At 71.6% G+C, this 25,518-nt stretch carries 25 protein-coding genes; 14 read left to right on the forward strand and 11 right to left on the reverse strand.

Features of this window, described 5'->3' with window-relative positions; genetic code table 11:
• Positions 1–24 precede the first annotated feature (24 nt).
• A complete protein-coding gene (locus IEY61_RS25665; protein ID WP_189048784.1) occupies positions 25–1,092 on the forward strand; it encodes an Rv3626c family coenzyme F420 biosynthesis-associated protein in 1,068 nt (355 codons plus the stop codon).
• Positions 1,093–1,102: 10 nt separating this feature from the next.
• Positions 1,103–2,131, forward strand: coding sequence for a tRNA lysidine(34) synthetase TilS (tilS, locus tag IEY61_RS25670; RefSeq protein WP_189048786.1), 1,029 nt, complete (start codon positions 1,103–1,105; stop codon positions 2,129–2,131).
• Here tilS and IEY61_RS25675 read toward each other — a convergent pair.
• Positions 2,092–3,054, reverse strand: coding sequence for a GlxA family transcriptional regulator (locus IEY61_RS25675; RefSeq protein WP_189048788.1), 963 nt, complete (start codon positions 3,052–3,054; stop codon positions 2,092–2,094). The genes tilS and IEY61_RS25675 overlap by 40 nt on opposite strands.
• 152 nt (positions 3,055–3,206) lie before the next feature.
• Between IEY61_RS25675 and IEY61_RS25680 the strand changes: the two genes are divergently transcribed.
• The 4 genes from IEY61_RS25680 (at position 3,207) to folE (ending at position 7,051) form a co-directional block, all read left to right on the forward strand.
• Positions 3,207–3,353, forward strand: a complete 147-nt coding sequence (locus IEY61_RS25680; RefSeq protein WP_189048790.1) for a hypothetical protein — start codon at positions 3,207–3,209, stop codon at positions 3,351–3,353.
• Between the two features lie 90 nt (positions 3,354–3,443).
• A complete protein-coding gene (gene hpt, locus IEY61_RS25685) occupies positions 3,444–4,019 on the forward strand; it encodes a hypoxanthine phosphoribosyltransferase (protein WP_189048792.1) in 576 nt (191 codons plus the stop codon).
• Between the two features lie 321 nt (positions 4,020–4,340).
• On the forward strand, positions 4,341–6,356 hold the full coding sequence (gene ftsH / locus IEY61_RS25690) for an ATP-dependent zinc metalloprotease FtsH (protein WP_189048794.1): 2,016 nt from the start codon (positions 4,341–4,343) through the stop codon (positions 6,354–6,356).
• A gap of 38 nt (positions 6,357–6,394) precedes the next feature.
• The gene (gene folE, locus IEY61_RS25695; RefSeq protein ID WP_189048839.1) at positions 6,395–7,051 is read left to right on the forward strand and encodes a GTP cyclohydrolase I FolE; all 657 of its coding nucleotides are present in this window, start codon (positions 6,395–6,397) and stop codon (positions 7,049–7,051) included.
• Between the two features lie 85 nt (positions 7,052–7,136).
• Here the strand turns inward: folE and IEY61_RS25700 are convergent, their stop codons facing one another.
• Both IEY61_RS25700 and IEY61_RS25705 read right to left on the reverse strand, forming a co-directional pair.
• Complete coding sequence (locus IEY61_RS25700) at positions 7,137–7,829, reverse strand: hypothetical protein (protein ID WP_373293215.1); 693 nt, start codon at positions 7,827–7,829, stop codon at positions 7,137–7,139.
• Complete coding sequence (locus IEY61_RS25705) at positions 7,826–10,378, reverse strand: FtsK/SpoIIIE domain-containing protein (protein ID WP_189048796.1); 2,553 nt, start codon at positions 10,376–10,378, stop codon at positions 7,826–7,828. Before IEY61_RS25705 ends, IEY61_RS25700 begins: the two co-directional genes overlap by 4 nt.
• Positions 10,379–10,584: 206 nt before the next feature.
• On the opposite strand from IEY61_RS25705, the gene IEY61_RS31515 reads away from it, so the two are divergent.
• Positions 10,585–11,151 (forward strand): hypothetical protein, encoded by a 567-nt coding sequence (locus IEY61_RS31515; RefSeq protein WP_229706442.1) that lies wholly within the window; start codon positions 10,585–10,587, stop codon positions 11,149–11,151.
• Positions 11,152–11,153: 2 nt separating this feature from the next.
• Here the strand turns inward: IEY61_RS31515 and IEY61_RS25710 are convergent, their stop codons facing one another.
• The 7 genes from IEY61_RS25710 to IEY61_RS25740 form a co-directional block, all read right to left on the reverse strand.
• The gene (locus IEY61_RS25710; protein ID WP_189048798.1) at positions 11,154–11,753 is read right to left on the reverse strand and encodes a hypothetical protein; all 600 of its coding nucleotides are present in this window, start codon (positions 11,751–11,753) and stop codon (positions 11,154–11,156) included.
• Between the two features lie 13 nt (positions 11,754–11,766).
• Positions 11,767–12,942, reverse strand: a complete 1,176-nt coding sequence (locus IEY61_RS25715; protein WP_189048800.1) for a M23 family metallopeptidase — start codon at positions 12,940–12,942, stop codon at positions 11,767–11,769.
• On the reverse strand, positions 12,939–13,496 hold the full coding sequence (locus IEY61_RS25720) for a hypothetical protein (RefSeq protein ID WP_189048802.1): 558 nt from the start codon (positions 13,494–13,496) through the stop codon (positions 12,939–12,941). The genes IEY61_RS25715 and IEY61_RS25720 overlap by 4 nt, the downstream gene beginning before the upstream one ends.
• Positions 13,493–15,430: an MFS transporter gene (locus IEY61_RS25725; protein WP_189048804.1), complete on the reverse strand. Its 1,938-nt coding sequence runs from the start codon at positions 15,428–15,430 to the stop codon at positions 13,493–13,495. Before IEY61_RS25725 ends, IEY61_RS25720 begins: the two co-directional genes overlap by 4 nt.
• A 1-nt stretch (position 15,431) precedes the next feature.
• On the reverse strand, positions 15,432–18,716 hold the full coding sequence (locus IEY61_RS25730; protein WP_189048806.1) for an ATP-binding protein: 3,285 nt from the start codon (positions 18,714–18,716) through the stop codon (positions 15,432–15,434).
• A 97-nt stretch (positions 18,717–18,813) separates the two neighbouring features.
• Positions 18,814–19,176, reverse strand: coding sequence for a hypothetical protein (locus IEY61_RS25735; RefSeq protein WP_131301716.1), 363 nt, complete (start codon positions 19,174–19,176; stop codon positions 18,814–18,816).
• Positions 19,177–19,189: 13 nt separating this feature from the next.
• Positions 19,190–19,507 carry a hypothetical protein gene (locus tag IEY61_RS25740; protein WP_189048808.1) on the reverse strand — a complete coding sequence of 106 codons (318 nt, stop codon included), beginning with the start codon at positions 19,505–19,507 and terminating at the stop codon, positions 19,190–19,192.
• A 343-nt stretch (positions 19,508–19,850) separates the two neighbouring features.
• Between IEY61_RS25740 and folP the strand changes: the two genes are divergently transcribed.
• The 7 genes from folP (at position 19,851) to IEY61_RS25775 (ending at position 24,497) form a co-directional block, all read left to right on the forward strand.
• Positions 19,851–20,783, forward strand: a complete 933-nt coding sequence (gene folP, locus IEY61_RS25745) for a dihydropteroate synthase (protein WP_229706439.1) — start codon at positions 19,851–19,853, stop codon at positions 20,781–20,783.
• Positions 20,780–21,145, forward strand: coding sequence for a dihydroneopterin aldolase (gene folB, locus IEY61_RS25750; RefSeq protein WP_189048810.1), 366 nt, complete (start codon positions 20,780–20,782; stop codon positions 21,143–21,145). The genes folP and folB overlap by 4 nt, the downstream gene beginning before the upstream one ends.
• On the forward strand, positions 21,142–21,669 hold the full coding sequence (folK, locus tag IEY61_RS25755; RefSeq protein ID WP_189048812.1) for a 2-amino-4-hydroxy-6-hydroxymethyldihydropteridine diphosphokinase: 528 nt from the start codon (positions 21,142–21,144) through the stop codon (positions 21,667–21,669). Before folB ends, folK begins: the two co-directional genes overlap by 4 nt.
• A 29-nt stretch (positions 21,670–21,698) precedes the next feature.
• Positions 21,699–22,184: a DUF3180 domain-containing protein gene (locus IEY61_RS25760; protein ID WP_373293218.1), complete on the forward strand. Its 486-nt coding sequence runs from the start codon at positions 21,699–21,701 to the stop codon at positions 22,182–22,184.
• Between the two features lie 155 nt (positions 22,185–22,339).
• The gene (locus IEY61_RS25765; protein ID WP_189048816.1) at positions 22,340–23,560 is read left to right on the forward strand and encodes an ABC transporter permease; all 1,221 of its coding nucleotides are present in this window, start codon (positions 22,340–22,342) and stop codon (positions 23,558–23,560) included.
• 65 nt (positions 23,561–23,625) lie between these two features.
• Positions 23,626–23,931: a hypothetical protein gene (locus IEY61_RS25770; protein WP_189048818.1), complete on the forward strand. Its 306-nt coding sequence runs from the start codon at positions 23,626–23,628 to the stop codon at positions 23,929–23,931.
• A gap of 74 nt (positions 23,932–24,005) precedes the next feature.
• A complete protein-coding gene (locus tag IEY61_RS25775) occupies positions 24,006–24,497 on the forward strand; it encodes a hypothetical protein (RefSeq protein WP_189048820.1) in 492 nt (163 codons plus the stop codon).
• A gap of 24 nt (positions 24,498–24,521) precedes the next feature.
• Here the strand turns inward: IEY61_RS25775 and IEY61_RS25780 are convergent, their stop codons facing one another.
• Entirely contained in the window at positions 24,522–25,517 is a 996-nt protein-coding gene (locus IEY61_RS25780; protein WP_189048822.1) for an ABC transporter ATP-binding protein, read from the reverse strand.
• Between the last annotated feature and the right edge of the window lies 1 nt (position 25,518).

The following is a 25,518-nucleotide window of genomic DNA, read 5'->3' on the forward strand; positions in this document are numbered from 1 at the left end:
CCCGGCACGGGTACCGTGGGTCGCATGGCGCAGTTCGTGGACTGGGATCTGGCCGTCGCGACCGCGGGGGCACTGGGTAAGTCGGGCCCCCGGGTGTCGTACGCAGAGGCCACCGAGGTGGTCGTCGACCTGCGCCGGCTGACCGACGAGGCGGCCGAGCACGTCGCCACACACACCGGCCTGACGTCACAGGTGGCGCACCCGCCGGTGCGGGTCGTCGACCGGCGGGACTGGGCCGCGACCAACGTCGCCGGCCTGCGTGAGGTGATCACGCCCCTGGTCGGCCGGCTCACCGAGCACAAGCAGCCCGGCGCGTTGGCCGAGGCGGTCGGCTCCCGGGTCACCGGGGTGCAGGCGGGCACCGTGCTGGCGTACCTGTCCGGGCGGGTGCTCGGCCAGTACGAGGTCTTCTCCGCCGATCCGGGGCAACTGCTGCTCGTCGCGCCGAACATCGTCGAGGTGGAGCGCAAGCTGGGCGCCGACCCGCGTGACTTCCGGCTCTGGGTCTGCCTGCACGAGGTGACCCACCGGACGCAGTTCACCGCCGTGCCGTGGATGCGGGCGTACTTCCTCGGCGAGGTGCAGGCCTTCGTGGACGCCGCGCAGGGCGGCGAGCATCTGCTGGACCGGCTGCGCCGGGGCGTGGGCACCCTCGCCGACGTGGTCCGCAACCCGCAGGGCCGGGCCAGCGTGCTGGACATCGTGCAGACACCGGGGCAGCGCGCGGTGCTGGACCGGTTGACCGCGCTGATGACCCTGCTGGAGGGGCACGCCGAGTTCGTGATGGACGGCGTCGGCCCGCAGGTGATTCCGAGCGTGGAGCGGATCCGGGCCGGGTTCAACCGGCGCCGGGAGGCCGGCAACCCGGTGGAGAAGGCGGTCCGGCGGCTGATCGGCATCGACGTCAAGATGCGGCAGTACGCTGAGGGCCGCAAGTTCGTGCACGCGGTGGTCGAGCGGGTCGGCATGGCCGGTTTCAACCGGGTCTTCGAGTCACCGTTGACCCTGCCCCGACTGTCCGAGCTGAGTGAACCGGACGCCTGGGTGGCCCGGGTGCACGGCCCGGTCGGCCCGGTGCCGGACGCGGGCTGAGCACCCGTCCGTGGCCCCGCTCGCCCCGCCCGTCGCCGCGATCCGGCACGCGGTCCGTCGCGCGCTGGCCGTTCTGCCGGCGGACGGGCCGGTGCTGGTCGCCTGCTCCGGCGGGGCCGACTCCCTCGCACTGGCCGCGGCGACCGCGTTCGTCGCGCCGCGGTCAGGCCGCGCCGCCGGCCTGGTGACCGTCGATCACGGACTGCAGACCGGGTCGGCCCAGCGGGCCGAGGCGGTGGCGCGGTGGGCCGAACAGGCCGGTCTCGCGCCCGTGGAGGTGGTCCGGGTCGACGTCGCCGGCCGGCCGGGCGGACCCGAGGCGGCCGCCCGCGATGCTCGCTACCAGGCGCTGACCGAGGTGGCCGGGCGGCACGGCGCGACGGCGTTGCTCACCGGACACACCCGCGACGACCAGGCCGAGACCGTGCTGCTCGCACTGGCCCGAGGCGCCGGCCCGCGCGGGCTGGCCGGGATGCCCAACCGTCGTGACCTGAACGGGGTGCCGCTGCTCCGACCGCTGCTGGAGATCGACCGCGCGCAGACTCGCGCGGCGTGCTCGGCGCTGGGGCTGACGCCGTGGGAGGACCCGCACAACAGCGACCCCGCGTACGCCCGGTCACGGATCCGGGCCGACGTGCTGCCCCTGCTGGTCCGGACGCTCGGGCCGGGAGTGCTGGACAATCTGGCCCGCACCGCGCGGCTGGTCGCGGCGGACAATCTCGTACTGGACGGACTGGCCGTCGAGGCGCTGGCCGGGGCTCGGCATCCCGATGGTGGGCTGGCGGTCAAGGTTCTCGCCGATCTGGCTCCGGCGATCCGTGCCCGGGTGCTGCGCGCCTGGGCCCACGAGTTGGGCGCAGCCCCGGCCGCGCTGTCCCACCGCCACCTCACCGCGCTCGACACGCTGGTCACCGCCTGGCGAGGGCAGGGGCCGGCATACCTGCCCGGCGGGCTGCGGGTGTTCCGCAGCGCCGGCCGGCTGCTGTCGGCCGGCCCGGATCAACCGAGCGGGACGCGGTCGCGGAACGTGCGGCGATAGGCGTGTGGGCTGGCGCCGACCCGACGGGTGAAGTGGTGGCGTAGCGCGGCGGCATCGCCGAAACCCGCGCGATCGGCGACCGCCTCCACGGTCAACCCGGTCTCCTCCAGCAGCCGGCGGGCCAGCAGGACCCGCTGGTTGGTCAGCCAGTCGTGCGGGGTGGTGCCGGTCTCCGCGCGGAAGCGGCGGGCGAACGTGCGGGACGCCATGCCAGCCCGAGCGGCCATCTCGTCGACCGTGATCTGCTGCTCCAGCCGTCCCATCAACCACTCCAGAACCGGCTCCAGGGTGGCTGCCTCCGGCACCTTGGCGATCGGCGCCTCGACGTACTGGGACTGCCCGCCGTCGCGGTGCGGCGGTACGACCATCCGTCGGGCCAGCCGGGTGGCGATCGCCGAGCCGTGCTCCTGGCGCACCAGGTGCAGGCAGGCATCGATGCCGGCGGCGGTGCCGGCGCTGGTGAGCAGGCGACCATCCTGCACGTAGAGCGAGTTGCAGCGGACCCGGGCCTCCGGGTGCCGGCGTTGCAGCTCGTCGACGTGCCGCCAGTGGGTGGTGCACTCCCGGCCGTCGAGCAGCCCCGCCTCGCCCAGCAGGTACGCGCCCGCGCACACGCTGAACAGGTAGGCCCCCCGGTCGGCAGCTCGGCGCAGCGCGTCGTGCACCTCGGACGACGCGGTGGTGGCGGGGTCGTGCGCGGGAACGGCCACCAGATCCGCCTCCTCGACCGGGCCGAGGTCGGCGCTCGGCACCAGCTGGAAACCGGCGGAGGTGCGCACCACGGCACCCCGTGGGCCGCACACGTCGAAGCGGTAGCCGGGCAGCCCGTCGGCGGTGCGGTCGGTGCCGAACACCTCGGCGAGCACGCCCAGCTCGAACGGGGCGACACCATCCAGGACGAGCACGGCGACCGAGCGGAGCATGTGACCAGACTAACCCTGCCGCTGGCAGGATATCGAGCATGACTGGCATTCCTGCCACTTTCCGCCTGCTGGCGAGGCGCGCAGACTGACTTCCGTCCGGTGCGCATCGGCGGCGACAAACCACCAGCAATCATCTGAAAGCGGGCGCCGTCGTGGGATTCCTGTTCGTTCTGCTCTTCTTCCTGCTCATTGCCCTCGCCTCGGCTGCGGGGCTGACCGCCGACAGCCGCGACTCGGCCGACTGGAAGCCATCCGAGGCCGGCCGCCGATGGCGATCCCGCCCGTACTGGGCTGATTAGGCTTCTTTGCCGGGAAAGCCCGGCCCGGGGGCGCCCGCAAAGAGGCGGCCCCGGCGACGCCTCACCCAGGGCGTACGGCAGGCTAGGGTCATGGCTGACGGCTCCTGGTACGACGCCGACATCGACCACGTGATCATTTCCGAGGCGCAGATCCGCGAGAAGATCGCGGAACTGGCCAAGCAGGTCTCCGCGGACTACGCCCACGTCACCGACGGGCTGCTGCTCGTCTGCGTGCTCAAGGGGGCGGTCATGTTCATGGCCGACTTCGCCCGGGCGCTGGGCCGACAAGGGCCGCCCGCCGAGTTGGACTTCATGGCCATCTCGTCGTACGGGCAGGGCACCACCTCCTCGGGCGTGGTGCGCATCCTCAAGGACCTTGACCGGGACATCGCCGGCCGGCACGTCGTGGTGGTGGAGGACATCGTCGACACCGGGCTGACCCTCTCCTGGCTGCTTCGCTATCTGGAATCCCGGTCGGCGGCGAGTGTCGAGGTGGTCGCGCTGTTCCGCAAGCCGGACGCGGTCAAGGTGCACGTGCCGGTCAGGTACGTCGGCTTCGACATCCCGACCGAATTCGTCGTCGGTTACGGCCTCGACTTCGGCGAGCGCTACCGCGAACTGCCGTACGTCGGCGTGCTCAAGCCGGAGGTCTACGCCCGCTCCTGACCTGCCGGTGGCCTGGCCGCCGGTCACGGTGGACGTTCAGCCAGCTCTCAGCTGATCGGGCTACTGTGGGTCACGGTGGTGGGGAGGTCGCTCTCGGCCACGCCGGTCGATTCCCGGTTCGCCGTACGCGTAACTGCTGGGCTCGTCAGCTCACACCCGTGCCACACGGTGTACCGTCGAATGACCGTGGCGCGGCAGGTCCGTGTCTCGGGGTCAGGGCCGGCCCGCACGGCGGCCGTGGCAGCCGCCCCGGCGGCGACACCCACAGTCGGTCAGGACGTCGATCAGGAGGATGCGGGCGTCTCGGCGCTCGACAACAGCATGGAACGTACGCGTTTCTTCCGCCGACCGGTGTTCTGGGTCATCCTGGTCATCCTCGGCGCAGTCGTGCTCAGCCAGTTGTTCACCAGTGGCCCCAGCTACCACCGGGTGGACACGTCCGTCGCGCTCGACCAGCTCAACAAGGGCGGTATCGAGAAGGTCGTCTTCCAGGACAAGGAACAGACGATCCAGCTCAAACTGGCCGAGAAGGCCGAGTTCGACAAGACCACCACCGACCGGATCGAGGCCCAGTTCCCCTACGAGGTCGGCAACGAGGTCTGGAACCAGATCTTCGACGCCAAGGCGAACAACCGGGTCACCGGGCCGGCCGACACCGAGGTGTCATCCGACAGCATCTGGGTCAGCCTGCTGGTCAACCTGCTCCCCATCGCCCTGCTCGTGCTCCTGCTGCTGTTCTTCATGTCCCAGATGCAGGGCGGCGGCTCCCGGGTGCTCAACTTCGGCAAGTCCAAGGCCAAGATGATCACCAAGGACACGCCGAAGACCACCTTCGCGGACGTCGCCGGCTCCGAGGAGGCGGTCGAGGAACTGCAGGAGATCAAGGACTTCCTGCAGAACCCGGCGAAGTACCAGGCGCTCGGTGCCAAGATCCCGAAGGGCGTTCTGCTCTTCGGCCCGCCCGGCACCGGTAAGACCCTGCTCGCGCGGGCGGTCGCCGGCGAGGCCGGAGTGCCGTTCTACTCGATCTCCGGCTCGGACTTCGTGGAGATGTTCGTCGGTGTCGGCGCCAGCCGGGTCCGTGACCTGTTCGAACAGGCCAAGGCGAATGCCCCCGCCATCGTCTTCGTCGACGAGATCGACGCCGTCGGCCGACACCGCGGTGCCGGCATGGGCGGTGGCCACGACGAGCGCGAGCAGACCCTCAACCAGCTGCTCGTCGAGATGGACGGCTTCGACGTCAAAGGCGGCGTCATTCTCATCGCCGCCACCAACCGTCCGGACATCCTCGACCCGGCGCTGCTGCGGCCGGGCCGCTTCGACCGGCAGATCCCGGTCGACGCCCCCGACATGGAGGGCCGCAAGGCCATCCTCCGGGTGCACGCCAAGGGCAAGCCGTTCACTCCCGACGTCGATCTCGACTCGGTGGCGAAGCGGACGCCGGGCTTCAGCGGCGCCGACCTGGCGAACGTGATCAACGAGGCGGCCCTGCTGACCGCACGCAAGGACCAGCGGGCCATCAGCAACGACTCCCTGGAGGAGTCGATCGACCGGGTGATCGCCGGCCCGCAGCGCCGGACGCGGGTGATGAGCGACCGGGAAAAGAAGATCACCGCGTACCACGAGGGCGGGCACGCCCTGGTCGCCTGGGCGTTGCCGCACGCCGCGCCGGTGCACAAGGTGACGATCCTGTCGCGAGGCCGCTCCCTGGGCCACACTCTGGTGCTGCCCACCGAGGACAAGTACACCCAGACCCGCGCGGAGATGGTCGACACCCTGGCGTACGCGCTGGGCGGGCGGGCCGCCGAAGAACTCGTCTTCCACGCGCCGACCACCGGCGCCGGCAACGACATCGAGAAGGCCACCCAGCTGGCCCGGGCGATGATCACGCAGTACGGGATGAGTTCCAAGCTCGGTGCGATCAAGTACGGCACCACCGGCGACGAGCCGTTCCTCGGCCGCAACATGGGCCACGAGCGGGACTACTCCGACGCCGTCGCCGCCGAGATCGACGGCGAGATGCGGGCGCTGATCGAGCTGGCCCACGACGAGGCCTGGGAGATCCTGGTCGAGTATCGGGACGTCCTGGACAACATCGTGCTCGAGCTGATGGAGAAGGAGACCCTCTCCACCGCTGACATGGCGCGGATCTGCGCCCGCGTGGTGAAGCGTCCGCCGATGGCCCCGTACAACGGCTTCGGCAAGCGCCAGCCCTCCACCGAGCCGCCGGTGCTCACCCCGGCCGAGAAGGAGGCGCTCAAGGTGCAGGCCGAGGCGGACGGCGCCCAGGCCACCGTCGGCGGGGCGACCTCGAACAACTCGGACGGTCCACGCTGAGCGCCGACGACCCGGCGGCCGGCTTCTCCCAGCGGGGGCTGGCCGCCTCATCCACCGAGCCGGACGACGGCCTCGACTACATCGCCGCCCGGCTGGTCAACGGTCGGCTGACCGGGCGACCGATCGAGGAGACCATGGACCTCGCCCGGATCGAGAAGGCGGTCCGCGAGATCCTGATCGCGGTCGGGGAGGACCCGGACCGCGACGGCCTCCAGCAGACCCCGGCCCGGGTCGCGCGGGCGTACGCCGAACTCTTCGCCGGCCTTCGGGTCGACCCGGCCACCGTGCTCACCACCACCTTCGAGGCCAACCACGAGGAACTGGTGCTGGTTCGGGACATCGATGTGATGAGCCTCTGCGAGCACCATCTCCTGCCGTTCCGAGGCAGCGCCCACATCGGCTACATTCCCGGTTCCGACGGACGGATCACCGGCCTGTCCAAGCTGGCCCGACTGGTCGAGGTCTTCGCCCGTCGCCCGCAGGTGCAGGAGCGGCTCACCGCCCAGATCGCCGACCTGCTGATGGAACGGCTGGCGCCGCGCGGCGTGGTGGTCGTCCTGGAGTGCGAGCACATGTGCATGGCCATGCGGGGCATCCAGAAGTCGGGCGCCAAGACGATCACTTCGGCGGTCCGGGGCAGCCTCCAACGGGACGCCAAGTCCCGCGCCGAGGCGATGGCGCTGATCATCCGCTGAGCGAGACCGGCAGCAGGGCGGTGGCGGCCAGGCGGGTTCTGGCTGAGGCTGGCGTCATCGAGGGCGACCGGGAGGCGGCCACGACTCACGCGGCGAGCATGGTCAGGACGATCCCGGTGGTGGCCATCACCGCCGGGATCAGGCAGACCAGTGCACCGAACCGCGGAGTCCGGTCCACCCGGTGCCCGAGCTGGGCCGGGAACAGGCGCCCGACCGCGAGCCAGCCCACGCCGAAGGCGACCGCCGGTGCCGGCAGCCCCACCACCAGCGCCAGTACCCTCACCGGGTTGGTGCCGGCGAACACGTGCACCACCACCAGGAACAGCGGGACGAGCAGCCCCAGCGGCCCGTACACCAGCAGGTTGCGCGCCTTCGGCGGCCAGTGAGCCACCCGGGGCAGACCGCGGGCGGCGAGCGTGTCGTCGGCGCCCTGCGTCCACCGTCGGGCATCCCGCAGCGCCGTCAGCACCGCCGACGGGCCACCCGACATGGACCTGGTCGCCTCGGTCAGTTCCGGTGGCGCTGGTGCCAGCGAGATCTGGGGAACGCCCAGTTCACGTAACCGGGCCTCCTGCGACGCCAACCCGGTGCGTACGGCGGCCAACTCCTCCCGGGCGGCCTGCACCGTACGGGCCTGCTCACCTGCGGCGGTCGCCGCGTCCCGGCGTACCCCGTCAAGCTGGCGGGCTGCGGCCAGGTAGTCCGCCCACGCGGCCGCCATTGCGTTCTCGGCCTGGATCGGCTCGCTGCCGACGGTCTGTGGCTGGCTTCGCGTCATGCCGGTTCCCCGTCCTCGTCCTCGGGCACGTGATACGGCACCAGCACGACGCCGCGGTCATCCGGGCCGTCCCAGAGCACCACCCGGTCGGGGCGGGGCCGCCACTCCACCGCCCGACCGAACACCGGTGTGAGCTGGGCACCCGGTACGCCCGCCACCGCCACGGCGGTCAGCTTGTCGACGGTCTCCTCCGGCTCCAGCAACGCGGCGAAGGAGGGCACGGTACGCCACCAGCCGAGCACGTGCTGCCCGACCGGCGGTCCCTCGTACAACAGCGTCCGCAGTCGCGAGGGCGGCAGTTGCTCCGGTGACGCCACATCCAGCCCGAACACCACCAGGTAGGCCGGCTCACCGGTCTCCAGGGCGGCAAGCAGACCGGCCAGGTCGACCGTCTCGACCGGATGCCGCTCGGTCAGCTCCGCCGCCAGGTCGTCGGCCAACGCTCGCGACACGGCGTCCGGCGCGGCGATCAGGAATCGTGCCGCGCCCGGCGGATGGTGGGCCGCGGTGCTTCGGGCGGCCATCGCCAACAGCCGGGTCCCCTCCGGGCGCGGACCGAGGACGGCGAGGTTCCGCCCAGCGGCCGGCCCGAGCGGCACCGTCACGGTGCTCCGCGCGACATCCACGGCGCGCCCGAGCAGCGCGGATGGGGCCAACGACCGCCCGGCGAGGGCCGCCCGGTAGCGCGGATCGTTGTTCAGCAGCGGGCGGGCGTAGCCGGCGAAGACCACCGGCGGCGTGGACTCCTTCGCGCGCGCCGCCCAGAGCCGATGCCGCAGCCGCTCGGCCGTCTCCGGGTCGTCCTGCGGATCAGGAAACCGGACCATCCGCTCGTGACCCCGGATCGCACCCCGCGGACCGCCCAGCCCGCCCGCGGTGTTCACCACCGCGCTGCCCACCGGCAGGCCGGCCGCGGCGTCGTTCGTCGGCTCCAACACCGCCGCGCCACCCGGCAGCGCCACCCGCACCGGGAACTGGCCGAGCAGCGAGTCCCGGTACCCGCCGTCGGTGCGGGCACCCAGCCCCAGGTCACCGTCGCCGGCCAGGACCAGATGCACACCGTACGCCCGGCCGGTCCGCGCCAGCTTGTTCAACCGGGCGCCGGCGTCGGTGGCGAGCCGGTCCCGTTCGGCGAAGAGCAGCTGCAGGTTGTCCACCACGCAGACGATCCGGGGCAGCGGACGGTGTGCCCGCAGCTCCGCGAAGCGTTGCCCACCGACACGCGCGGATGCCTCCGTGCGTCGGTGGACCTCGGTGATCAACTGATCGAACAGGTCGAGCACGTACTCCCGGTCGGCGGCCATCGCGGCCGCCCGGACCTGCGGGATCCAGGACCGGTCCCGCTCGGTCTGCAGGAACTCCGCGAAGGACTCACCCGCGCCGAGATCGGCCAGGTACAGCGACAGTTCGTCCGGGCCGTACCGGGCGGCGAGACCGAGCAGCGCCGTGGTCAGGAAGGCGGAACGACAGGCCGGTGACCGGCCGCCGACCAGCCAGTGCGGTGCCAGTTCGGTGAAGCCGAGCGATACCGGCCGACCACCGGCGTCGCCGATCGTGGTGCTCAGCCCGTCGCCCGCGTCCGCCTGCCACAGCTTCTCCTCGATCGGTGGCAGGAGGTCGGGCAGGGACAGTCGGCTACCGGCCTCGACCTGCGCCGCGATTCGCCGGCAGACCGCGTCGACCAACTCGGCCGGTGGATCCGGCTCGAGGAACACCGGCGAGTTCAACCCGGCGCCGGTGCCCGGGGTGGCGAAGGGAGCGTCGGGCGGGTCGCCCAGCAGCGCGTACCCGGTGCGCATCGCCACCGTCGTGGCCCTGGGCAGTGGCGCCCGGCCGGCCGGCGGACCGCCCGCGACGATCAGGTGCAGTCCGGCGGCCGGCCCCTGCTCGGCGAGCGCCTCGATCCGCGTCAGGTCGGTCGGCTCGGTCTGCTCGGGCAGCGCAGCCATCACGAGCAGCAGCAACCGGTCGTGTCGGCGGGGGCCGGACGACCCTGGCGCCACCCACCGCTCCGCCTCGGACAGCGCGGCGCGCAGCCCTGCGGAATCGGTGGCCGGCGGGGACAGCACCCCGGCATCGCCGAGGGCCGCGAACGGCGCCAGGGCCATCCCGGCCGCGTCCACCACCCGGACCAACAGGGCGCCTGCGGGTGTCGCTGCCAGCAGCCGCAGCAGTACGGCCCGGAGCAGTCCGGCGACCCGCGGATCGTGCGCGTCGGTGTCCACCGCCAGGTGGCCGGCGCCGAGGAGCGGCACCACGGCGGGGAAGCGAGCGTCGTCCAGCGGTGCGGCAGCGCCGATCCGGACGAAGGGCGGCGGACCTTCCCCCGCCGGGGTCGCCGGGTCGAGGACGTCCAGGGCGGTGCCGGCCCAGCCGGGCGCCAGGATCGCCGCTGCGGTGGACAGCCGTTCGGCCAGCGCGTACTGGCGACGCTGGTCGGCGGGAGCGGGGCGGATGTCGTCGAGGACTGAGGCCGCTGCCGCCGCCGTAGCGGCGGCCCGGCGGTGCAGCGCGGCGGCACGAAGCGTCCGTGCCTTCGGACCGCCCACCGTGTCCCCTCCTCCGCCCGAGGTCGGCACCCACTCGCCGGGCAGGAACGACGGTATCCCAGCGGAGGCTCGACCCTTGGGATGCGTGACGGCGGTGCGCCGAACTTGTCGTGGATCTCACCGATCGACGGCGATCCGTCACGATCTGCTGAATCTGGGGCATTGGGCCGATGGCTGACAAGCGATAGCCTCAGGAGGTGGAATCAGTGCCGCCCCCCGCCGGTTCCCAGGTCTCCCGCGTACCGGCGCAACGGACCCCGCCGAAGGAACTGGCCCCGCCCGCGGTCGCACCAGCGCCGCAGCGGCCCCGCCGGCGGCTCCGGACGGTGCTGGCCGTGGTCGCCGGGACAGTCGCGGCGTTGTGCCTGGGCGGCGGAGTGACCGGCTACCTCCTCTACGACCGAGCCACCGCCCCTGATCGCAGTGCACCCGATGTCGTAGTAGACAACTACTTGCGCGCCTTCTTAGTGGACCGTAACGACGTGCGTGCAAACCTGTTTGTCTGCGAAGGAAACACAGACTTCGCCGCAGTGCGCGCACTTCGAGCGGAGGCCCTGCGACGCGAGTCTGACTTCGGCGTCACAGTGCGAATCAGTTGGGGAGCCCTTTACCAATTCGAGACGGCGCAGGGGCAGTCGGTCCGAACTACTCTTACAATAGCGAGCTCCGCCGAGGGTGAGTCGCGAAGTAGCAGACGCGAAGACTGGGTCTTCGACGTCACTGACAATGGTGATGGATGGCGAGTGTGCAGCGGACGGGTGACGGCAGGCTGACATCACTCAAGCCACAATAAGTGAACGGGCACCTCCATGGTGGTTGGTGACTGGCCGCGCCAGGCCCAGCGGTACCACTCCATCTCCGGTGCGACCCGTACGCAGATGTCGCCCTCCGCACCCGAGTAGGTCTCGGTCACCGCACGCAGCTCACGGTGCTCGACCGAGCCGACCATGTGCACCACCCGTCGGCCGACGACCGAGTCGGCCTCGAAGACCGGTGTTGGTGTCCGATGTGCCGGCGCGTCGAGCGAGACGAGCCGAATACCACCCCCGCCCGCCGCCGGCGTGGTGGTCCGCGAGACCACCGTTTCGACCCAGACCCGCTCTACCGGCACCAGTGGTGCGAAGACCTCTACCTGGTCGGACTCGGCGCGGTACCACTCGTGTTCGGGGATGACCGGCACGTAGGTGCGGCTGTTCTGCAGCACTCGCTCGTCGGCCCGCAGGTCGCCCCGCCAGCCGAGGCCGGGCAGCCCGACCAGCACCCGTCGCCCGCGCAGGTCGACTTGTCCGGCCGCCGGGAGAACCTCGATCGGGCGAGGTGGCTGCGGAGCCCAGTCCGGCTGGTCGGCGAAGGGGTCGGGTAGCGGTTCGGTCATGGCGTCGCTCGGCTCACCCGGTGCCCTTCAGCGGTGCGCCCTTCGACTGCATGAACGGCACCGGATCGATTGCGCTACGGCTGCTGCGGTCACCGTCGGTGTGCACCTCGAAGTGCAGGTGCGGCCCGGAGGAGTTGCCGCTGCTGCCCACCTCGCCGATCACCGCACCAGCCTCCACGGTGTCTCCGGCGGCGACCCGGGGACGACTCACCATGTGACAGTAGCGGGTGACGATGCCCTGGGCGTGCAGGACATCGACGAACCAACCGCAGCCGCCCTTGCCCGGCCAGCCGTCCACGTTGCAGCTGTGCCGGCCCCTCCGATCCGGGTCGCATCGGGAGACCAGGACCCGGCCCGTCGCCGCGACGCGGATGAGGGTGCCCTTCGGCGCGGCGATGTCGACGCCGTTGTGCGCCGGACGGCTGGCGGTCCGGAAGCCGGATCCCACGCCACCGGGAATCGGCGCGGTCCAACCGGAGGCGGCGATGTCACCCGACGCGGCGGAGTCGCACACCTCCTGCCCGGCGATCAAGACGGTCCGGGCTGCGCCGCCGGCCAGCGCGTCGACGATGCGGGCGGCCAACTCCTCGTGCTTGGCGTACGCGTCCGGGAAGGCGCTGATCTGCACCCGCTGGGCGGCTACGGTCAGCGGCAGCTTCTCCCAGCCGGACACCTCGACGAGCTTTTCGTAGAACTTGCGCGACGCGTACTCGGGATTCATCCGCTGGCGGACGGTGCCCCACGACGCCCGTTGCTGGAACAGGCCAACGGAGTCGTGGTCGGCACCGATGCCCTCGTGGGGGATTTCCCGCGACTCGGCGACCGTGCGGTTGGCGAGATTGAGCAGTCGGGATTCCTGCATCGCGGTCGCCACGGCGATCACCCAGCCCCGGGGCGGCACCCTCATCTCCTGTCCGACCTTGATGATCACGGCGGCGTTGCGGAGCTGACGCTCGCCGTACCGGGCGAATCGGGGCATGGTGCCGGTAACGTCGACCTCGAAGTCACCGGTGCACTCGATACTGGTCGGGGTCAACTGCTGCTCGGCGGCGTCGCCGCCGAGTTCGGTGAGGAAGAATGCGCCGGTGCCGCCGGTACAGCAGAGGAAAGCCAGCGCTGCGGTGAGTGCGGCAGCGAGGGCGCCGACCCGGACCGGCCGGCGAGGGGGGCCGCTCTCGTCGCTACTCATCCCTGCTCCCAGTCCACGGCGTCGACGAGCCACCGCCCGTCCGGTGCCACCAGCTCGAGCCGGAGTTGCCCGGTGTCGAGCGGAATCAGCGCCTCCACGACAACTTCGCTATGGACCTGCACGATCACCTCGTCCGTCACCGCGCGGGCCGGCACCCCGCCCGGATCGGCACCGGCGAGCTTGCCAGTGAGGGAAACCGTCGAGAAGGGGCGAAGGCCCGCACGCCAGTCCTCTGCGGTCAGGCCGGAGCGGCCCAGCCAGGCCGCCACGAACCGTTCCGCGACCTGCTCGGGCCTGGCCTCGCCGGGACGGGTGACCGGCGACGGGGTGCTGGTGGTCGAGATCGCGCCGTCGTCACCCGTGGTCGGGTCCACCGTGGTGATCGGCTGCGCCGGCCGGTTGCTCAATCCGGCCGTCGGATCGCCGGGGCCGGCGACCAGTCGGGCTGCTCCGACCACGCCGAGCACCAGGACGGCGATGCCGGCGGCCAGCCCGAGCCGGGATCGCAGCATCCGGGTGAGCAGGAACTCGATCGTGCGCCGCACCGCGGTCACCGAGCCTCGGAGCGGACCCGGGGCGCCGGCTTCTCGGGAGCCCGCTCGGCCGATCCGGGACGGTAGATGACGAAGGATGGGTTCTCATCCGGTACGTCCGGCTCGCTCCACGAGGCGGGCTGTCGGCGACGGGGTCGGGGCGCGACGGGACGGGGTTCGCGGCGTTGCTCCTCCGCCGGGCCGGACGCGTCGTTGGCCGTCCGGGCGTCCGGGCGCTTGGGCTCGGCTGGTGCGCCGCTCGGTGCCGGGTCCGGGCGGGCCTCCGGGCGCACCTTCGGCTGCTCGACCACGACCGTCCGGCGCCGCCCCGGGCCGGGCTCGGTGGTGCCGCCCGGCTCGGCGACGTCGAGGCGGGCCGCGGTACGCATGTCCCGGAAGAACCGCCGATGCCAGGAACCGGCCGAGCTGACCGCCTCACTGCTGTCCTTGCCGCCGAGTTGGGTGATCCGTCGGTACGGGCGCAGCAGCAGCCAGCCGACCACCCCGCACAGCCAGACCAGCACCACCTGCAGCCAGCCCGGCAGGGTGGGGGTGTTCATGATGAGGTCCACCGCGAAGAGGTAGATGGCCGCGCCGGTGCCGAAGATCGCGATGTTGAAGAGGGCAGCGACCACCGCGTTGCCCAGCCGGCGCAGACCGGCGCTGGCCGGGCGGAGCAGGCCGATGGTGCCCAGGATCGGCGCGGCGATCACGGCCCACCGGAAGATCAAGAAGCCCAGCAGCACGAGCAGCGACGCGGTCAGGTCGAACATCGCGAAGAGCAACGCCGCGAGCACCGCGATGAAGCCCGCGCCAACCCGGTCCATGTCCCGGACGCCCTTCAGGTACTCGTAGGCTTCCGGGTCCTCCCGCTCGATCTGCTCCGCCACCGTCATCCACTGTTGCTTTTTCGCATTGATGGTGGCCTCGCGGGTCTGGGGATTAGCCCGGATCTTCTCTACTTCCTCCCAGGAGAGTGACTTGGCGTCGTAGAGGGCCGCGCCGTACTTGCGAGCGGTCTCGCTGTCGGCCGAACCGAGCACACCACGTAGCCAGTTGCGGTAGAGCATCGACTCGGTGGCGGTGTCGCTCGCTCTTACCGCTGGCGGTCGATTGTCCTTGCAAGCCGTCGGATTTGGATCATCGCACTTGTCGGCCGGGGTGTCTCTCGTCGTTGGTCCGACGGCGTCGTGTACGACCCCCAGTGTGGAGACGAGGGCGCCGTCGGCGAGGTTGGCGGACTTGACCGGCCAGGCGGCCAGCGCGGTGATCGCCACCATCACCACGAGGGCCCAGCCCGCCGTGGTCATCGCGTTGCTCATGTCGGACTGCCGGGAGCGCCAGAGCAGGTAGAGACCGACCACGCAGAGCGTGACGATGCCGAAGACGCTGAACACCTTCTGGTAGATCGCCTTGGTCGCCTGGTCCACGAGCGGATCCGCCCAGCCCCACATGGTTCCCGGGTCCCAAGCGCGCTCCCGCAGGGCGTTCGAGGCGCCGATGATCGCCGTGGCGATCATGAACTCGCCGTTGGCGATGGTGTTGGTGAATTTGTAGTCCGGGTGCAGCAACGTGGTTGCGCACCCGGATTCGATCTTGTAGGTGCTGTAGCTGTAGCCGGCGTAGCCGTAGTCGCTGTAGTAGCCCTTCGGCCCGGGCAGCTTGGAGGCCTCCGGCCGGGAGGCGAACCAGCCGGCGACGCCGGAGTCCGGCGCGGTCGGCGTCGGGGGGTTGCGGCAGGTCGCCTCGGCCTCCGCCACCTGTTGAAGCTTGGTGACGCAGGCGCGGAAGTCGACCTGCCACTCCTGCGTCGTGCAGAGTTCTGCGGCTGCCTGGTACGCGACCGGGGCGGCGTACGCGGGTGTGCTGGTGAGCCCGGGCCAACCGATCGTGGCCGCGGCGAGAACGCCGAGCGCCAGGAGGAGCGCCGTGATCCGTACCCGGGCCCTCGCCATGTTACGCCTCCATGTCAGGCAGCACGGTCGGCAGCACCCCGGCAGCGGCGGCGATGGCGGCGGGAGTGGTGTCGAGATGATCCAACAGGCCGTCCACGTAGGACACGTCGACCCGTACCTTCTGCACTCGGCCGTCTACGTCGCGCATAACGAACTCACGGAAGCCGAGTCGGTGGGCGGAGGTGGCGTCGGCGGTGGAGAGCGAGGCGAGGGTCGCCTCGTACCCGTCGTCCACGGGCACGCGCAGCAGCCGGAGCGCCTCGGAGGCGATCTCTGCGTCCTCGGCGATCCGGCCGACGAAGACGGTGGAGACCAGGTTCTGTACGTCGAGGCCGAGGATGTCACGCGGATTCTGCGAGGCGACCAGTGCGGCGAGATTCCACTTGCGGGAGTCGCGGGCTAGCCGGACGAGGAAGGATCGGCCGGAGCGCCATCCCTCCATGAAGTGCGCCTCATCCAGGCCGACCAGCTTACGAGACGACATGGAGCCGCCGTAGCAGCGCCGCACCGCCAGCCGGTGCGCGGTGTGCAGCATCGGCAGGGCCAGCGATTCCTCAGCCGACCAGTACTCGCGTTCGATCTTCAGGTCGGGCAGTCGGAGGCCGGCCATGGTGATCACGGTGAGCGCCGCGTCCGGGCCGAGCAGCCCGTCCGGCGGGCGGCCGAAGAAGAGCATGGCCAGCGGCATCTCGGCGGTGTCCAGCAGTAGGTTGGCCAGTTCCCGGCCGGCGTGGTCGTCGAGTTGCCCGAGGCAGCTGACCACGTCGTCCAAGGTGGAAGTCTCCTCGGCAGGCACCTGGCGTACGGCGTGCCGGAACAGGGTGGCGGTCGAGGCCTCGCGGGCGACCTGGGGCGGCACCAGCATCATGCAGATGTCCTGGACCAGCATCCGGCGTTCGGCGCGGGCGTTGGAGACAGCGATCTCGAACTCGCGGTCCCCGGCGGCGCCCGCCGCGAACTCGCTGCGCAGTGGCGTCGGGATCAGCGAGTACGGCGCCAGGGTGCCGTGTTCTGAGCCGGTCAGGTTCAGCACGCGGGAGTACGGTCGCAGCTCCGGCATCGCGCAGAGTCGCGCCAGCGGGCCGGACGGATCGAGCAGGGTCACCTGCACGCCGCGCCGAGCGGCCAGATAGCCCAGCGCGCCGAGCAGTGTCGACTTGCCGCCGCCCGGCTCGGCCACGAAGACCGCCAGGCCGGAGCGCTCGCGTACCTCCATGGGGAAGTGCAGGTCGAGGAAGACGGGCCGGCGGCAGGTGCCGGCGGTACGACCGATCAGGTCGCCGCGGCGGTCGCCGACCGTGGAGGCGGCCTGCGGCAGTGCCGCCGCCAGCAGGGGGACCGGCATCCGCCGGACGTAGCCGGTGTTGGCGATCGGCTCACCCGGGATGAACTCCCGGGCCAGCCAGTCCTGGTTCTTCGGGTGTTGCAGCGAGATGCGCAGCTCGCGGGAGTACAGCTGGATCAGCCGGCGGGCCCGTTCCAGGCACTCCTCGCGGGTACGCCCTCCCACCGCGATCCGGTGCCAGCCGTGTGCGCGGGCGGAGTCGACCGGGAGGCCCGTGGTCATCTCGTCGCCGATCACCAGTGCTCGCTTGGCCAACCGTTCCAGCTCGGGTGGGGCGTCGATGCCGTGCTCGGCGTAGTCGAGCTGCTGCGACCGGATCATCCTCAGTCGGTGTTCGAGGTTACGGAAGGAATCACCAGAGCCGAGGATGTCGACCCGGGTGGAGAGTTCCATCGGCCACGGCAGTCGCTCGTGGAAATGCAGCCATGGCTCGTGGCGCTCGGGAATCTCCAACGGCTCCATCCGGCCCACGGCGAGCACCGCCACGTGCCGTTCCTCGCCGGTCATTCGGTTGACCAGTTTCACCGTCGAGCCGTACGGGGTGCGGTAGCGTTCTACCTGCTCGGTGAGGGCGAGCAGGTCGCCGCGTTCCCAGCGCCCGCCGGTGATGGGCGAGAGCGCGCCGGGGGGCGCCATGCAGAGCGCCACCGACCGGTAGAGCAGCCACTCCAGTTCTTGTGCGGTGACCCGTCGCCCGCGCATGCCGAACGCGCCCAGCACCTCGTCGAACTGCTCGACGGTGCGGCCGAGCTTGCGCCGCTCGCCCTCGGCGACGCCCCGCCCGAAGGTGCGTAGTACCCGTTCGGTGAGCGAGTCGCCGAGCGAGCGGCGGGCGAAGGTGACGCCGAGGTAGGTCTGCCCCTCGGCGTGGTTGACCGAGAGCAGGTGCCGCTGCGCGGCCACGAGGTGGTCGGCCCAGCCGGTCGTGCTCGGCACGTCCGGCAGTGGCGCGGCGGTGTTGGCGTCGACGGTGCGGGCCCACTCGTCGGCCGGGAAGGGCCGGGTGGTGCGGCGCAGGTGCAACCGGAAGCCGGCCAGGCCGGCGTACTGCTCGGAGATCGCCGCGAGCAGTGCCTCGCGTTCCGCGTCCGGTCGGAAGGCCCAGCGGACCTCGGGCAGCCAGTACCAGGCGGTAACGGTGTTGGGGGTGAAGGTCAGATGGCCTGCGATCTCGGTGATCGCCAGTTCGACCGCCGGGTCGCGATCTCCGAACTTGATCTTCGGGGGCCGAACTCGGACGGGTTTGAGCGGCCGGTCGCGGCGGTCGACCGAACGCTGCCGGGGCGGGGTGGCGGCACGGGTCGTCGGTGCGGCGGTCCTGCCTGGCGTCCGGGCGGGGGCCTCGGCCGTGCGGGCACCCGCGTCGTCCGGGTCCGTGGCGGACGGGCTGGCCTTCGGCCGTCGGTCGTTGGCTGGCACCGGCGTGGGCCCTGGGGACGGGGATGGCGCCCGGGAGGAGGGCGGTGTGCCTGGGTCGACGATCGTGCTGGCGTCGTCCATCCGTCGGCTGGCTGATGTGGCGGACGCGGGACCGGGCTGCGCGGGCACCGTGGGCGGCGCCGGTCGGCGGGCCGACGGCGCCGGTCCGGCGGGGACTGCCTGCTGTGGCAGGGCGCGGGCCGAAATACCGTTGGACCGGTTGGCGGAAGCCGGGCGAGCGTACGCCCCACCGAACAGGTCCAGGAAGGGTGAGTCGATGTCGGCACCGTCGCGGGTGGACGGAGTGGCCGGCGTGGACTCGGCCGGTGCCGCTCGGCGCGGTGCTGGGCGGGGTGCCTGGAAGACCCCGACGCTGCCGTGCCCGGGGGTGGTGGCGAGGGCCGGATCCAGGGCAGCGTCGTCGAGCTCCCCAGATTGGGGGTAGTCGAACGAACGCGCACGGTGACTGTGTGGTGCGGCCGGGTGTCCGGCCGGAGATCCCGGCGTGGGGGAGGGGCTCATGCGATCGCCCTGCCCGCATCCGCCGACGGTGTGGGGTGGCCGCGTTCCCCGAGGTCTACCGACAACCTCCTGGGCGGCCCGTACGGCGTGCAGCCGGTCATGCCAGTTCCTCCCGGATCCTGATCCCGCTGCCGACCAGGCGCGGATCGCGCTGTTCGGCGGCCGGCTCCCGGGTGCGTCGCCAGTCGGTCAGCGCGGTGCGGATCACCATGCGCGCCGGCCGATCCGGGTCGACGTACCGGAAGACGAACGAGGTGGTCACGATGGCGAGGGCGATCTCCCACGCGGGGAAGAGCTCGACCTGCAGCGTGAACAGCCAATGGATGAACATGTAGAGGGGAACAAGCAGGATGAACAGGCCGTACTGGGCGTACGGCAGGTGAACCGGAAGGGTGTAGCCGGGCGGCCCGAGGTAGACCAGGCGGGCCCGGTAGATGTCGTCGTCGGTGCGTAGCCGCATCTCGTGCCCGCGCCTACTGAAAGATCAGGTTGATCAGGAAGTCGCCGATGAAGAAGAGGGTGGCGGCTCCGGCGATGAAGGCCAACCCGACGATCGCGATGGCGGAGCTGGTCAGCACCTTGGAGATCTCGCCCCGGCTGGCGCGGCCGATGAAGATGACGCCCAGCACGGCCAGTAGGATCGGTGCGATCTTGCTGGCGAAGAAGGTGACGACGCCCTCTGTGTTGATCCCCTTCGGCTCCTCGGCGGCGAGCGGGATCGACGACGCCACGGAGGAGAGCAGGTGGAGGGCGTTGGTGGACGCCGTTTCCATCAGCTCGATGGCGATCACTGGAACCTCCCCAAGTCGCGGCCGGCGGCGCCGCGGTGGTGCAGTAGCTAAGCCTGTCGGGATCGATGCGCACCCTGTGTAGCGGTCAAGACTCTGCGTGTGTCACTGGCCACGGAAGGTGGCGGTTTCTGGGCGAATTCTCCTGCTTTGGCCCTCCTTGGCCGCGTCGTCATCTCGATGCCGGGCAATTTCACAGCGTACGGGCCGCCCCCCTTTGCGACAAGCCGCGAAGAGACTGCCCGATTCGGCCCGGGCAGCCGATCGTACGCCTGTTCCAAATCGCATGTCAGGGCCTTCGACCCGGGCTGTCCGACGTGGTCGAGAGGACCGGTACCGTCTAGTCGTGACCGATCTGGTACGGGCTCCGGCCCCGGTGGTGATGGGCGTCCTGAACGTCACGCCCGATTCGTTCTCCGACGGCGGACGCTACGCCGACGTCGACGCCGCCGTCGCACATGGAGTCCGGCTGCGTGCCGACGGAGCCGGGTTGGTGGATGTGGGTGGAGAGTCGACCCGCCCCGGTGCCGACCGCGTCGACGCCGACACCGAAAACGCCCGGGTGCTGCCGGTGATCCGGGAGCTGACCGCGGCCGGCGTACCGGTCAGCATCGACACCACCCGCGCCCGGGTCGCCGAGGCGGCCCTCGCGGCCGGCGCGGTCGTGGTCAACGACGTCTCCGGCGGCCTGGCCGATCCACGCATGGCCCGGGTCGTCCGGGACGCCGGCTGTCCCTGGGTGCTGATGCACTGGCGGGGCCACTCCCGGCAGATGAGCGAGCTGGCCAGCTACCGCGACGTGGTCGCCGACGTACGTGCCGAACTTGATCAACGGGTGACGGCGGCGCTCGCCGCCGGGGTGGCCGCGGACCGCATCGTCATCGACCCGGGTCTCGGCTTCGCCAAGACGGCGGCACACAACTGGCAGCTCAGCGCCCGGCTGCCCGAACTGCTGGAGCTGGGCTACCCGCTGCTGTTCGGCGCGAGCCGTAAGTCGTACCTCGGTCTGCTGCTGGCCGGGCCCGACGGCACGCCGCGCCCCACCGGCGGGCGGGAGGTGGCCACCGTCGCCACCAGTCTGCTCGCGGTCGCCGCCGGCGCCTGGGGGGTGCGCGTGCACGACGTGCGTGCGACCGCCGACGCGCTCGCCGTCTGGCAGGCCACCGGCCGCCCGAAGCTGGCCCGGCCGCCCGCTGCCGGACGGGTCGATACCAGCATCCCGGAGACCGTGACCGCCGGTGCCGTCGAACGGCAGGGCGACCGGGGGGTACGGCGGTGACCGATCGGATCGAGCTGACCGGCCTGCGGGCGTACGGCCGGCACGGGGTGTACGACTTCGAACGCGCCCGGGGGCAGGAGTTCGTCGTGGACGCCGTACTGGAGTTGGATCTCACCTCGGCCGCCCGGTCCGATGACGTGGCCGACACCGTGCATTACGGCGAACTGGCCGACCGTCTGGTCGCGGTGGTCACCGGCGAGCCGGTCAATCTGATCGAGACCCTCGCCGATCGGCTGATCGAGGTCTGCCTGGCCGATCCCCGGGTGTCCGGTGCGACGGTCACCGTGCACAAGCCCGAGGCGCCGGTTCCGCACGCCTTCACCGACGTCGCCGTCACGATGCGCCGGGCGCGGACCCGATGACCCGCGCCGTGCTCGCCCTCGGCAGCAACCTCGGCGACCGGCTCGGTCACCTGCGCACCGCTCTGGCGGTGTTCGGTGACAGCGTGCTGGTGGTCTCGGGGGTGTACGAGACCCCGCCGTGGGGCGACACCGAGCAGCCGGAGTACCTGAACGCGGTGCTGTTGGCCGTGGACCCGGCGGCCGGCCCGTACGACTGGTTGGCGCGGGCCCGGGCGGCGGAGCAGGCCGCGGGCCGGCTCCGGGACCCACAACGGCGGTTCGGGCCCCGCACGCTCGACGTCGATGTCGTCGCGGTGTGGACCGACGACGACCGGCCGGTGCTCAGCGACGACCCGGAGTTGATCCTGCCGCATCCGCGAGCGCACCTGCGCGCCTTCGTGCTCCGGCCGTGGATCGACATCCAACCTTACGGTCAGCTGCCGGGACATGGCTGGCTGACCGACCTGCTGACCTCCGGCCCGGCCGCCGCCGAGGTCACGGAACTGCGCCCGCGACCGGATCTGCCGTTAGAGTCGGGAGCATGACGCAGTCCCCACCTCCTGACGGGCCGCGGATGGGACCGACCCGCATCTCGACCCTGGTGGTGACCGCCCTGGCCGCCGCGGCGGCTGCCTGGTTGCTGATCAGCAGTTTCTACTACAGCCAGCTGCCCCCACTGCCGTGGCTCCCGGTGGTCACCCTGGCCGGCCTCGCGGTGCTGGAGGCGTACGCCGCGATCAACACCCGAGGGCGGATCGAACGCCGGCCCGGTCGTGATCCGGTGAATCCGCTGATGGTCGCCCGGTTCGTCGTGCTGGCCAAGGCGTCCGCCCTGGTCGGGGCGATCTTCACCGGCTTCTACGCGGGGCTGACCGGCTGGTTGTTCGTGCAGACCACGCGGGCCGCCGGGGAGGACCGCCCCGCCGCCGTCGCCGGCGTGCTGGCTTCGGTCGCCCTGGTCGTCGCCGCGCTCTGGCTGGAGCGGTCGTGCCGGATCCCGGACCGGCCGGAGGACGAGCACGAGCCCGACGATCGGGAAACCCGCCCGGGCCGGCGGTAGCCGCGGCTGCCGCCTCTCTGACACTCCGACACCGATTGCAGGGGGTTACGCCCGGCCGGAAGCGCGGGTACGGTGCCTGCGACCGGAAGGCGACGGCCATCGCCGGTCCGCCCGCGCGTCGGTGCAGTCCGGGCGGCCGCTGGGAGGCAGAGAACATGGGCTACGACGAACCGGGCCGGAAAGGACCGCCGGAGCCGATCTCCGGGGTACCCCCCGATGGGGCGGACACGGCGGTCGTCGACGACACCCAGGGCGGCGAGCCGGGCCGGGATCGTTTCGGTGTCCACGTGCTCTGGGAGACGCTTCTGCTGCTCGGCTTCGGTGTCCTGGTGTATCTGGTCTGGCAGGAGAATCCGGGGACGTTGCGGGGCAGCGGGCTCCGCGCCCTCATCATCGACGTGGTCGGCCTCGGCCTGGTGGCGATGGCCGCCGGGCTGAGTCTGCGGACCGCCGCGGTGAATCTCGCGATCGGACCGGTGGCGGTCGCGGCCGGGCTGCACTTCGCCGAGCAGAGCGACCGTGGCCTGCTCGTCGCCGTCGGTACGGCTGCTGCGGCCGCCGCGGTCGGTGGGCTGCTGCTGGGGCTGGTCGTCGTGGTGCTGCACGTGCCGGGCTGGGCGGCCAGTCTGGGCGGGGCGGCCGGGGTCATCTTCTACGTCGAGCAGCGTTCCGCGCCGGTGCTCGTGCAGGGGGACCAGGATCCGGGCAGCATCGCCGGGCAACTCTTCGTGGGGTTCGCCGCGATCGCGGTCATCGGTGGGTTGTTCGGGGCGATGGGTCCCGTTCGCCGGCTGATCGGTCGATTCCGTCCGATCGCCGACCCGGCGCGGCGGCGCGGGGTGGCGGCGGCCGTCGTCACCACCGGTGGGTACGTCTGCTCCACCGTGCTGGCGATGCTCGCGGGTGCGCTCGTCGCCTCGGCCGACGGGGCGGTGACGCCGGCCGCCGGGCTCGACTGGACGGCGCTGGCGGTAGGTGCCGCCCTGCTCGCCGGCACCAGCGCCTTCGGCCTGCGGGGCGGCGTGTTCGGCACGCTCCTGACGGCCGGCGCGATCGGCCTCTTCTTCGCGTACGCGCAGCTGCGTGGCTGGACGGTGAGCCGCTGGACGGTCGGTGGTGTGGCACTTGCCGCCGGGTTGGTGGTCACTCGGCTGGTCGAGACGTACGGCCGACCGGCGTCGGGACCGAGAGCGCGGCCGGCGCCGCCACCGGACGGCGACGCGGCGAACGCCGACGGGTGGGCCGTGCCACGGTCGGAGCCGGTCGGGGACTGGCCGCCCGTCCTGCCGAGCCAGCCGACCGGCGGTACGGTCGATCCGTGGAGCACCCGCCGGTGGGAAACCGGCTCGCGGACCTGGGACGCCGAGGACCGGTGACGGTTGGGTCGCCGCCGGTGCGTCGTCGGCGAGCCGGGCGTGTCCTGCCGGTTAGGCTCGGTCGCATGACCGACACATCATCGATCTCCGGGGGCCGGTCCTTCGAGGAACTGGACGTCCTCTCCACGGAGGAGCTACGCGAGCAGGCGTTCGCGGTGGCCCGGAAGAACCGCGACGCGAGGTTCTTCTGGTCGGTGCTGCGGCACCTGCCGAACGCCGACGAGGCCGCCGCGCTGGACGGGGCCCCGAACTCGGTCGGACCGACGATCGACGAGGCGGTCGCGTTGTGGCGGGAGATGACCGGTCACGGCTACGAGGAATCCGCGCCGCTGCTGCGCGCCGCCTTCATCGACTATCTGATGCGACACTGACTGCACGGCCCGACGTAGCACCATAAATCGCGCGTCGCGTTTGCCCATGTCGATCCGCTGGGAATTAGCGGGCCATGGCTCTCACCAATCGTTACAAGTCCGCACCGGGTGCCGGCACGCTCGCCGCACTCATCCTGGTCCTGGTCTTCGGCAGCCCGTGGTACGCCGACTGGGCCAGGGACAACACCGATCCGGACACCGCCGGCGGGTGGTTCCTGAGACTGCTCGCCTGGCCGGCCTGGCGATTCGACTCGTCCGACTCGATCCAGGAGATCTTCGCCGCGGATCTGAAGGCGATCCTCGTGGTCGCCCTGACCTTCCTCTTCCTCTACCTCCTCCCGGGTTCCCAACTCGCCCGGGCCCGGGGCACGCTCAGCCAGTTCTTCGCCGGCTGGGCGGCGTACGTCTTCGCGGGGGCCTTCGCGGCCCTGCTCACCGCACTGATCCGGACCGACCCGTCGCTGCTCGGCGCCTTTCAGGCCGCTGGCGACGGTGCGGAGTACGGGCTCTTCACCGGCTGGATCATCGGGATCGCGACCCTGGGCGGCTACCGGGGACGCCGCTGACCGGCCGGCTGACCGGCCGGCGGCTCAGCCGGGCAGTTCCGCCAGCGCCAGGACCCGCTCCCGGCGCAGCAACCCGACCGGCCGGCCCTCCTCGGTGACCACGGCGTGCCCGCTGGGCGAGGTGAGCAGCACGGCCAACGCGTCGTACGCCGAGTTGCCCAGCGACACCGCCGGCAGTTCCGCGCCGCCGTCGGCGGGCAGCGGTTCGAGCACCTCCCGGGTGACCGGGGTGACCGCGAGCCGACGGATGCCCCGGTCGGCGCCGACGAACTCGCGGACGAACGGGGTGGCCGGGGAGCCGAGCAGGGCCGCCGGGCGGTCGTACTGTTCCAGCCGGCCGCCCTCGGAGAGGACCGCGATCCGGTCGCCGAGCCGGACGGCCTCATCCAGGTCGTGGGTGACCAGCACGATGGTCTTGCGTACCTCGGCCTGCAGCCGCAGGAACTCCTCCTGCAGGCGGGTCCGCACGATCGGGTCGACGGCGGAGAACGGCTCGTCCATGAGCAGCACCACCGGATCGGCCGCGAGGGCCCGGGCCACACCCACCCGCTGCCGCTGGCCGCCGGAGAGTTCGTGCGGGTAGCGCCGCCCGAACTGCCCCGGATCGAGGCCGACCAGCTCCAGCAACTCTCCGACGCGATGCCGGGCGCGCTCGGTGGACCAGCCGAGCAGGCGGGGCACCGTGGCGACGTTCGCGGCCACCGTCTGGTGGGGGAACAGCCCGACGTTCTGGATCACGTAACCGATCTGCCGCCGCAGCCGCACCGGGTCGACCCGGGTGACGTCGGCGTCCCCGAGCAGGATCCGGCCGCTGGTCGGCTCGATCAGCCGGTTCACCATCCGCAACACCGTCGACTTGCCGCAGCCGGACGGGCCGATCAGCACGACCAGTTCGCCCGCGTCGACGTGCAGGCTGAGGTCGCGGACCGCCTCGGTGCCGTCCGGGTAACGCTTGCCGATGCCGTCGAGGGTGATCGAGGCCGCGCGCCGACCGTCGCCGGCGACCGGGGTACCGTCCACG

The organism is Micromonospora sonchi, assembly GCF_014646235.1.
Taxonomy (GTDB): Bacteria; Actinomycetota; Actinomycetes; order Mycobacteriales; family Micromonosporaceae; genus Micromonospora; species Micromonospora sonchi.

Excerpts from the sequence above, each read along its gene's own strand:
- IEY61_RS25665 (WP_189048784.1), top strand. The coding sequence starts at position 25 with ATGGCGCAGTTCGTGGACTGGGATCTGGCCGTCGCGACCGCGGGGGCA.
- IEY61_RS25675 (WP_189048788.1), bottom strand. The coding sequence starts at position 3,054 with ATGCTCCGCTCGGTCGCCGTGCTCGTCCTGGATGGTGTCGCCCCGTTC.
- hpt (WP_189048792.1), top strand. The coding sequence starts at position 3,444 with ATGGCTGACGGCTCCTGGTACGACGCCGACATCGACCACGTGATCATT.
- ftsH (WP_189048794.1), top strand. The coding sequence starts at position 4,341 with ATGGAACGTACGCGTTTCTTCCGCCGACCGGTGTTCTGGGTCATCCTG.
- IEY61_RS25700 (WP_373293215.1), bottom strand. The coding sequence starts at position 7,829 with ATGACGCGAAGCCAGCCACAGACCGTCGGCAGCGAGCCGATCCAGGCC.
- IEY61_RS25710 (WP_189048798.1), bottom strand. The coding sequence starts at position 11,753 with ATGACCGAACCGCTACCCGACCCCTTCGCCGACCAGCCGGACTGGGCT.
- IEY61_RS25715 (WP_189048800.1), bottom strand. The coding sequence starts at position 12,942 with ATGAGTAGCGACGAGAGCGGCCCCCCTCGCCGGCCGGTCCGGGTCGGC.
- IEY61_RS25725 (WP_189048804.1), bottom strand. The coding sequence starts at position 15,430 with ATGGCGAGGGCCCGGGTACGGATCACGGCGCTCCTCCTGGCGCTCGGC.
- IEY61_RS25730 (WP_189048806.1), bottom strand. The coding sequence starts at position 18,716 with ATGAGCCCCTCCCCCACGCCGGGATCTCCGGCCGGACACCCGGCCGCA.
- IEY61_RS25735 (WP_131301716.1), bottom strand. The coding sequence starts at position 19,176 with ATGCGGCTACGCACCGACGACGACATCTACCGGGCCCGCCTGGTCTAC.
- folK (WP_189048812.1), top strand. The coding sequence starts at position 21,142 with ATGACCCGCGCCGTGCTCGCCCTCGGCAGCAACCTCGGCGACCGGCTC.
- IEY61_RS25760 (WP_373293218.1), top strand. The coding sequence starts at position 21,699 with ATGGGACCGACCCGCATCTCGACCCTGGTGGTGACCGCCCTGGCCGCC.
- IEY61_RS25765 (WP_189048816.1), top strand. The coding sequence starts at position 22,340 with ATGGGCTACGACGAACCGGGCCGGAAAGGACCGCCGGAGCCGATCTCC.
- IEY61_RS25770 (WP_189048818.1), top strand. The coding sequence starts at position 23,626 with ATGACCGACACATCATCGATCTCCGGGGGCCGGTCCTTCGAGGAACTG.
- IEY61_RS25775 (WP_189048820.1), top strand. The coding sequence starts at position 24,006 with ATGGCTCTCACCAATCGTTACAAGTCCGCACCGGGTGCCGGCACGCTC.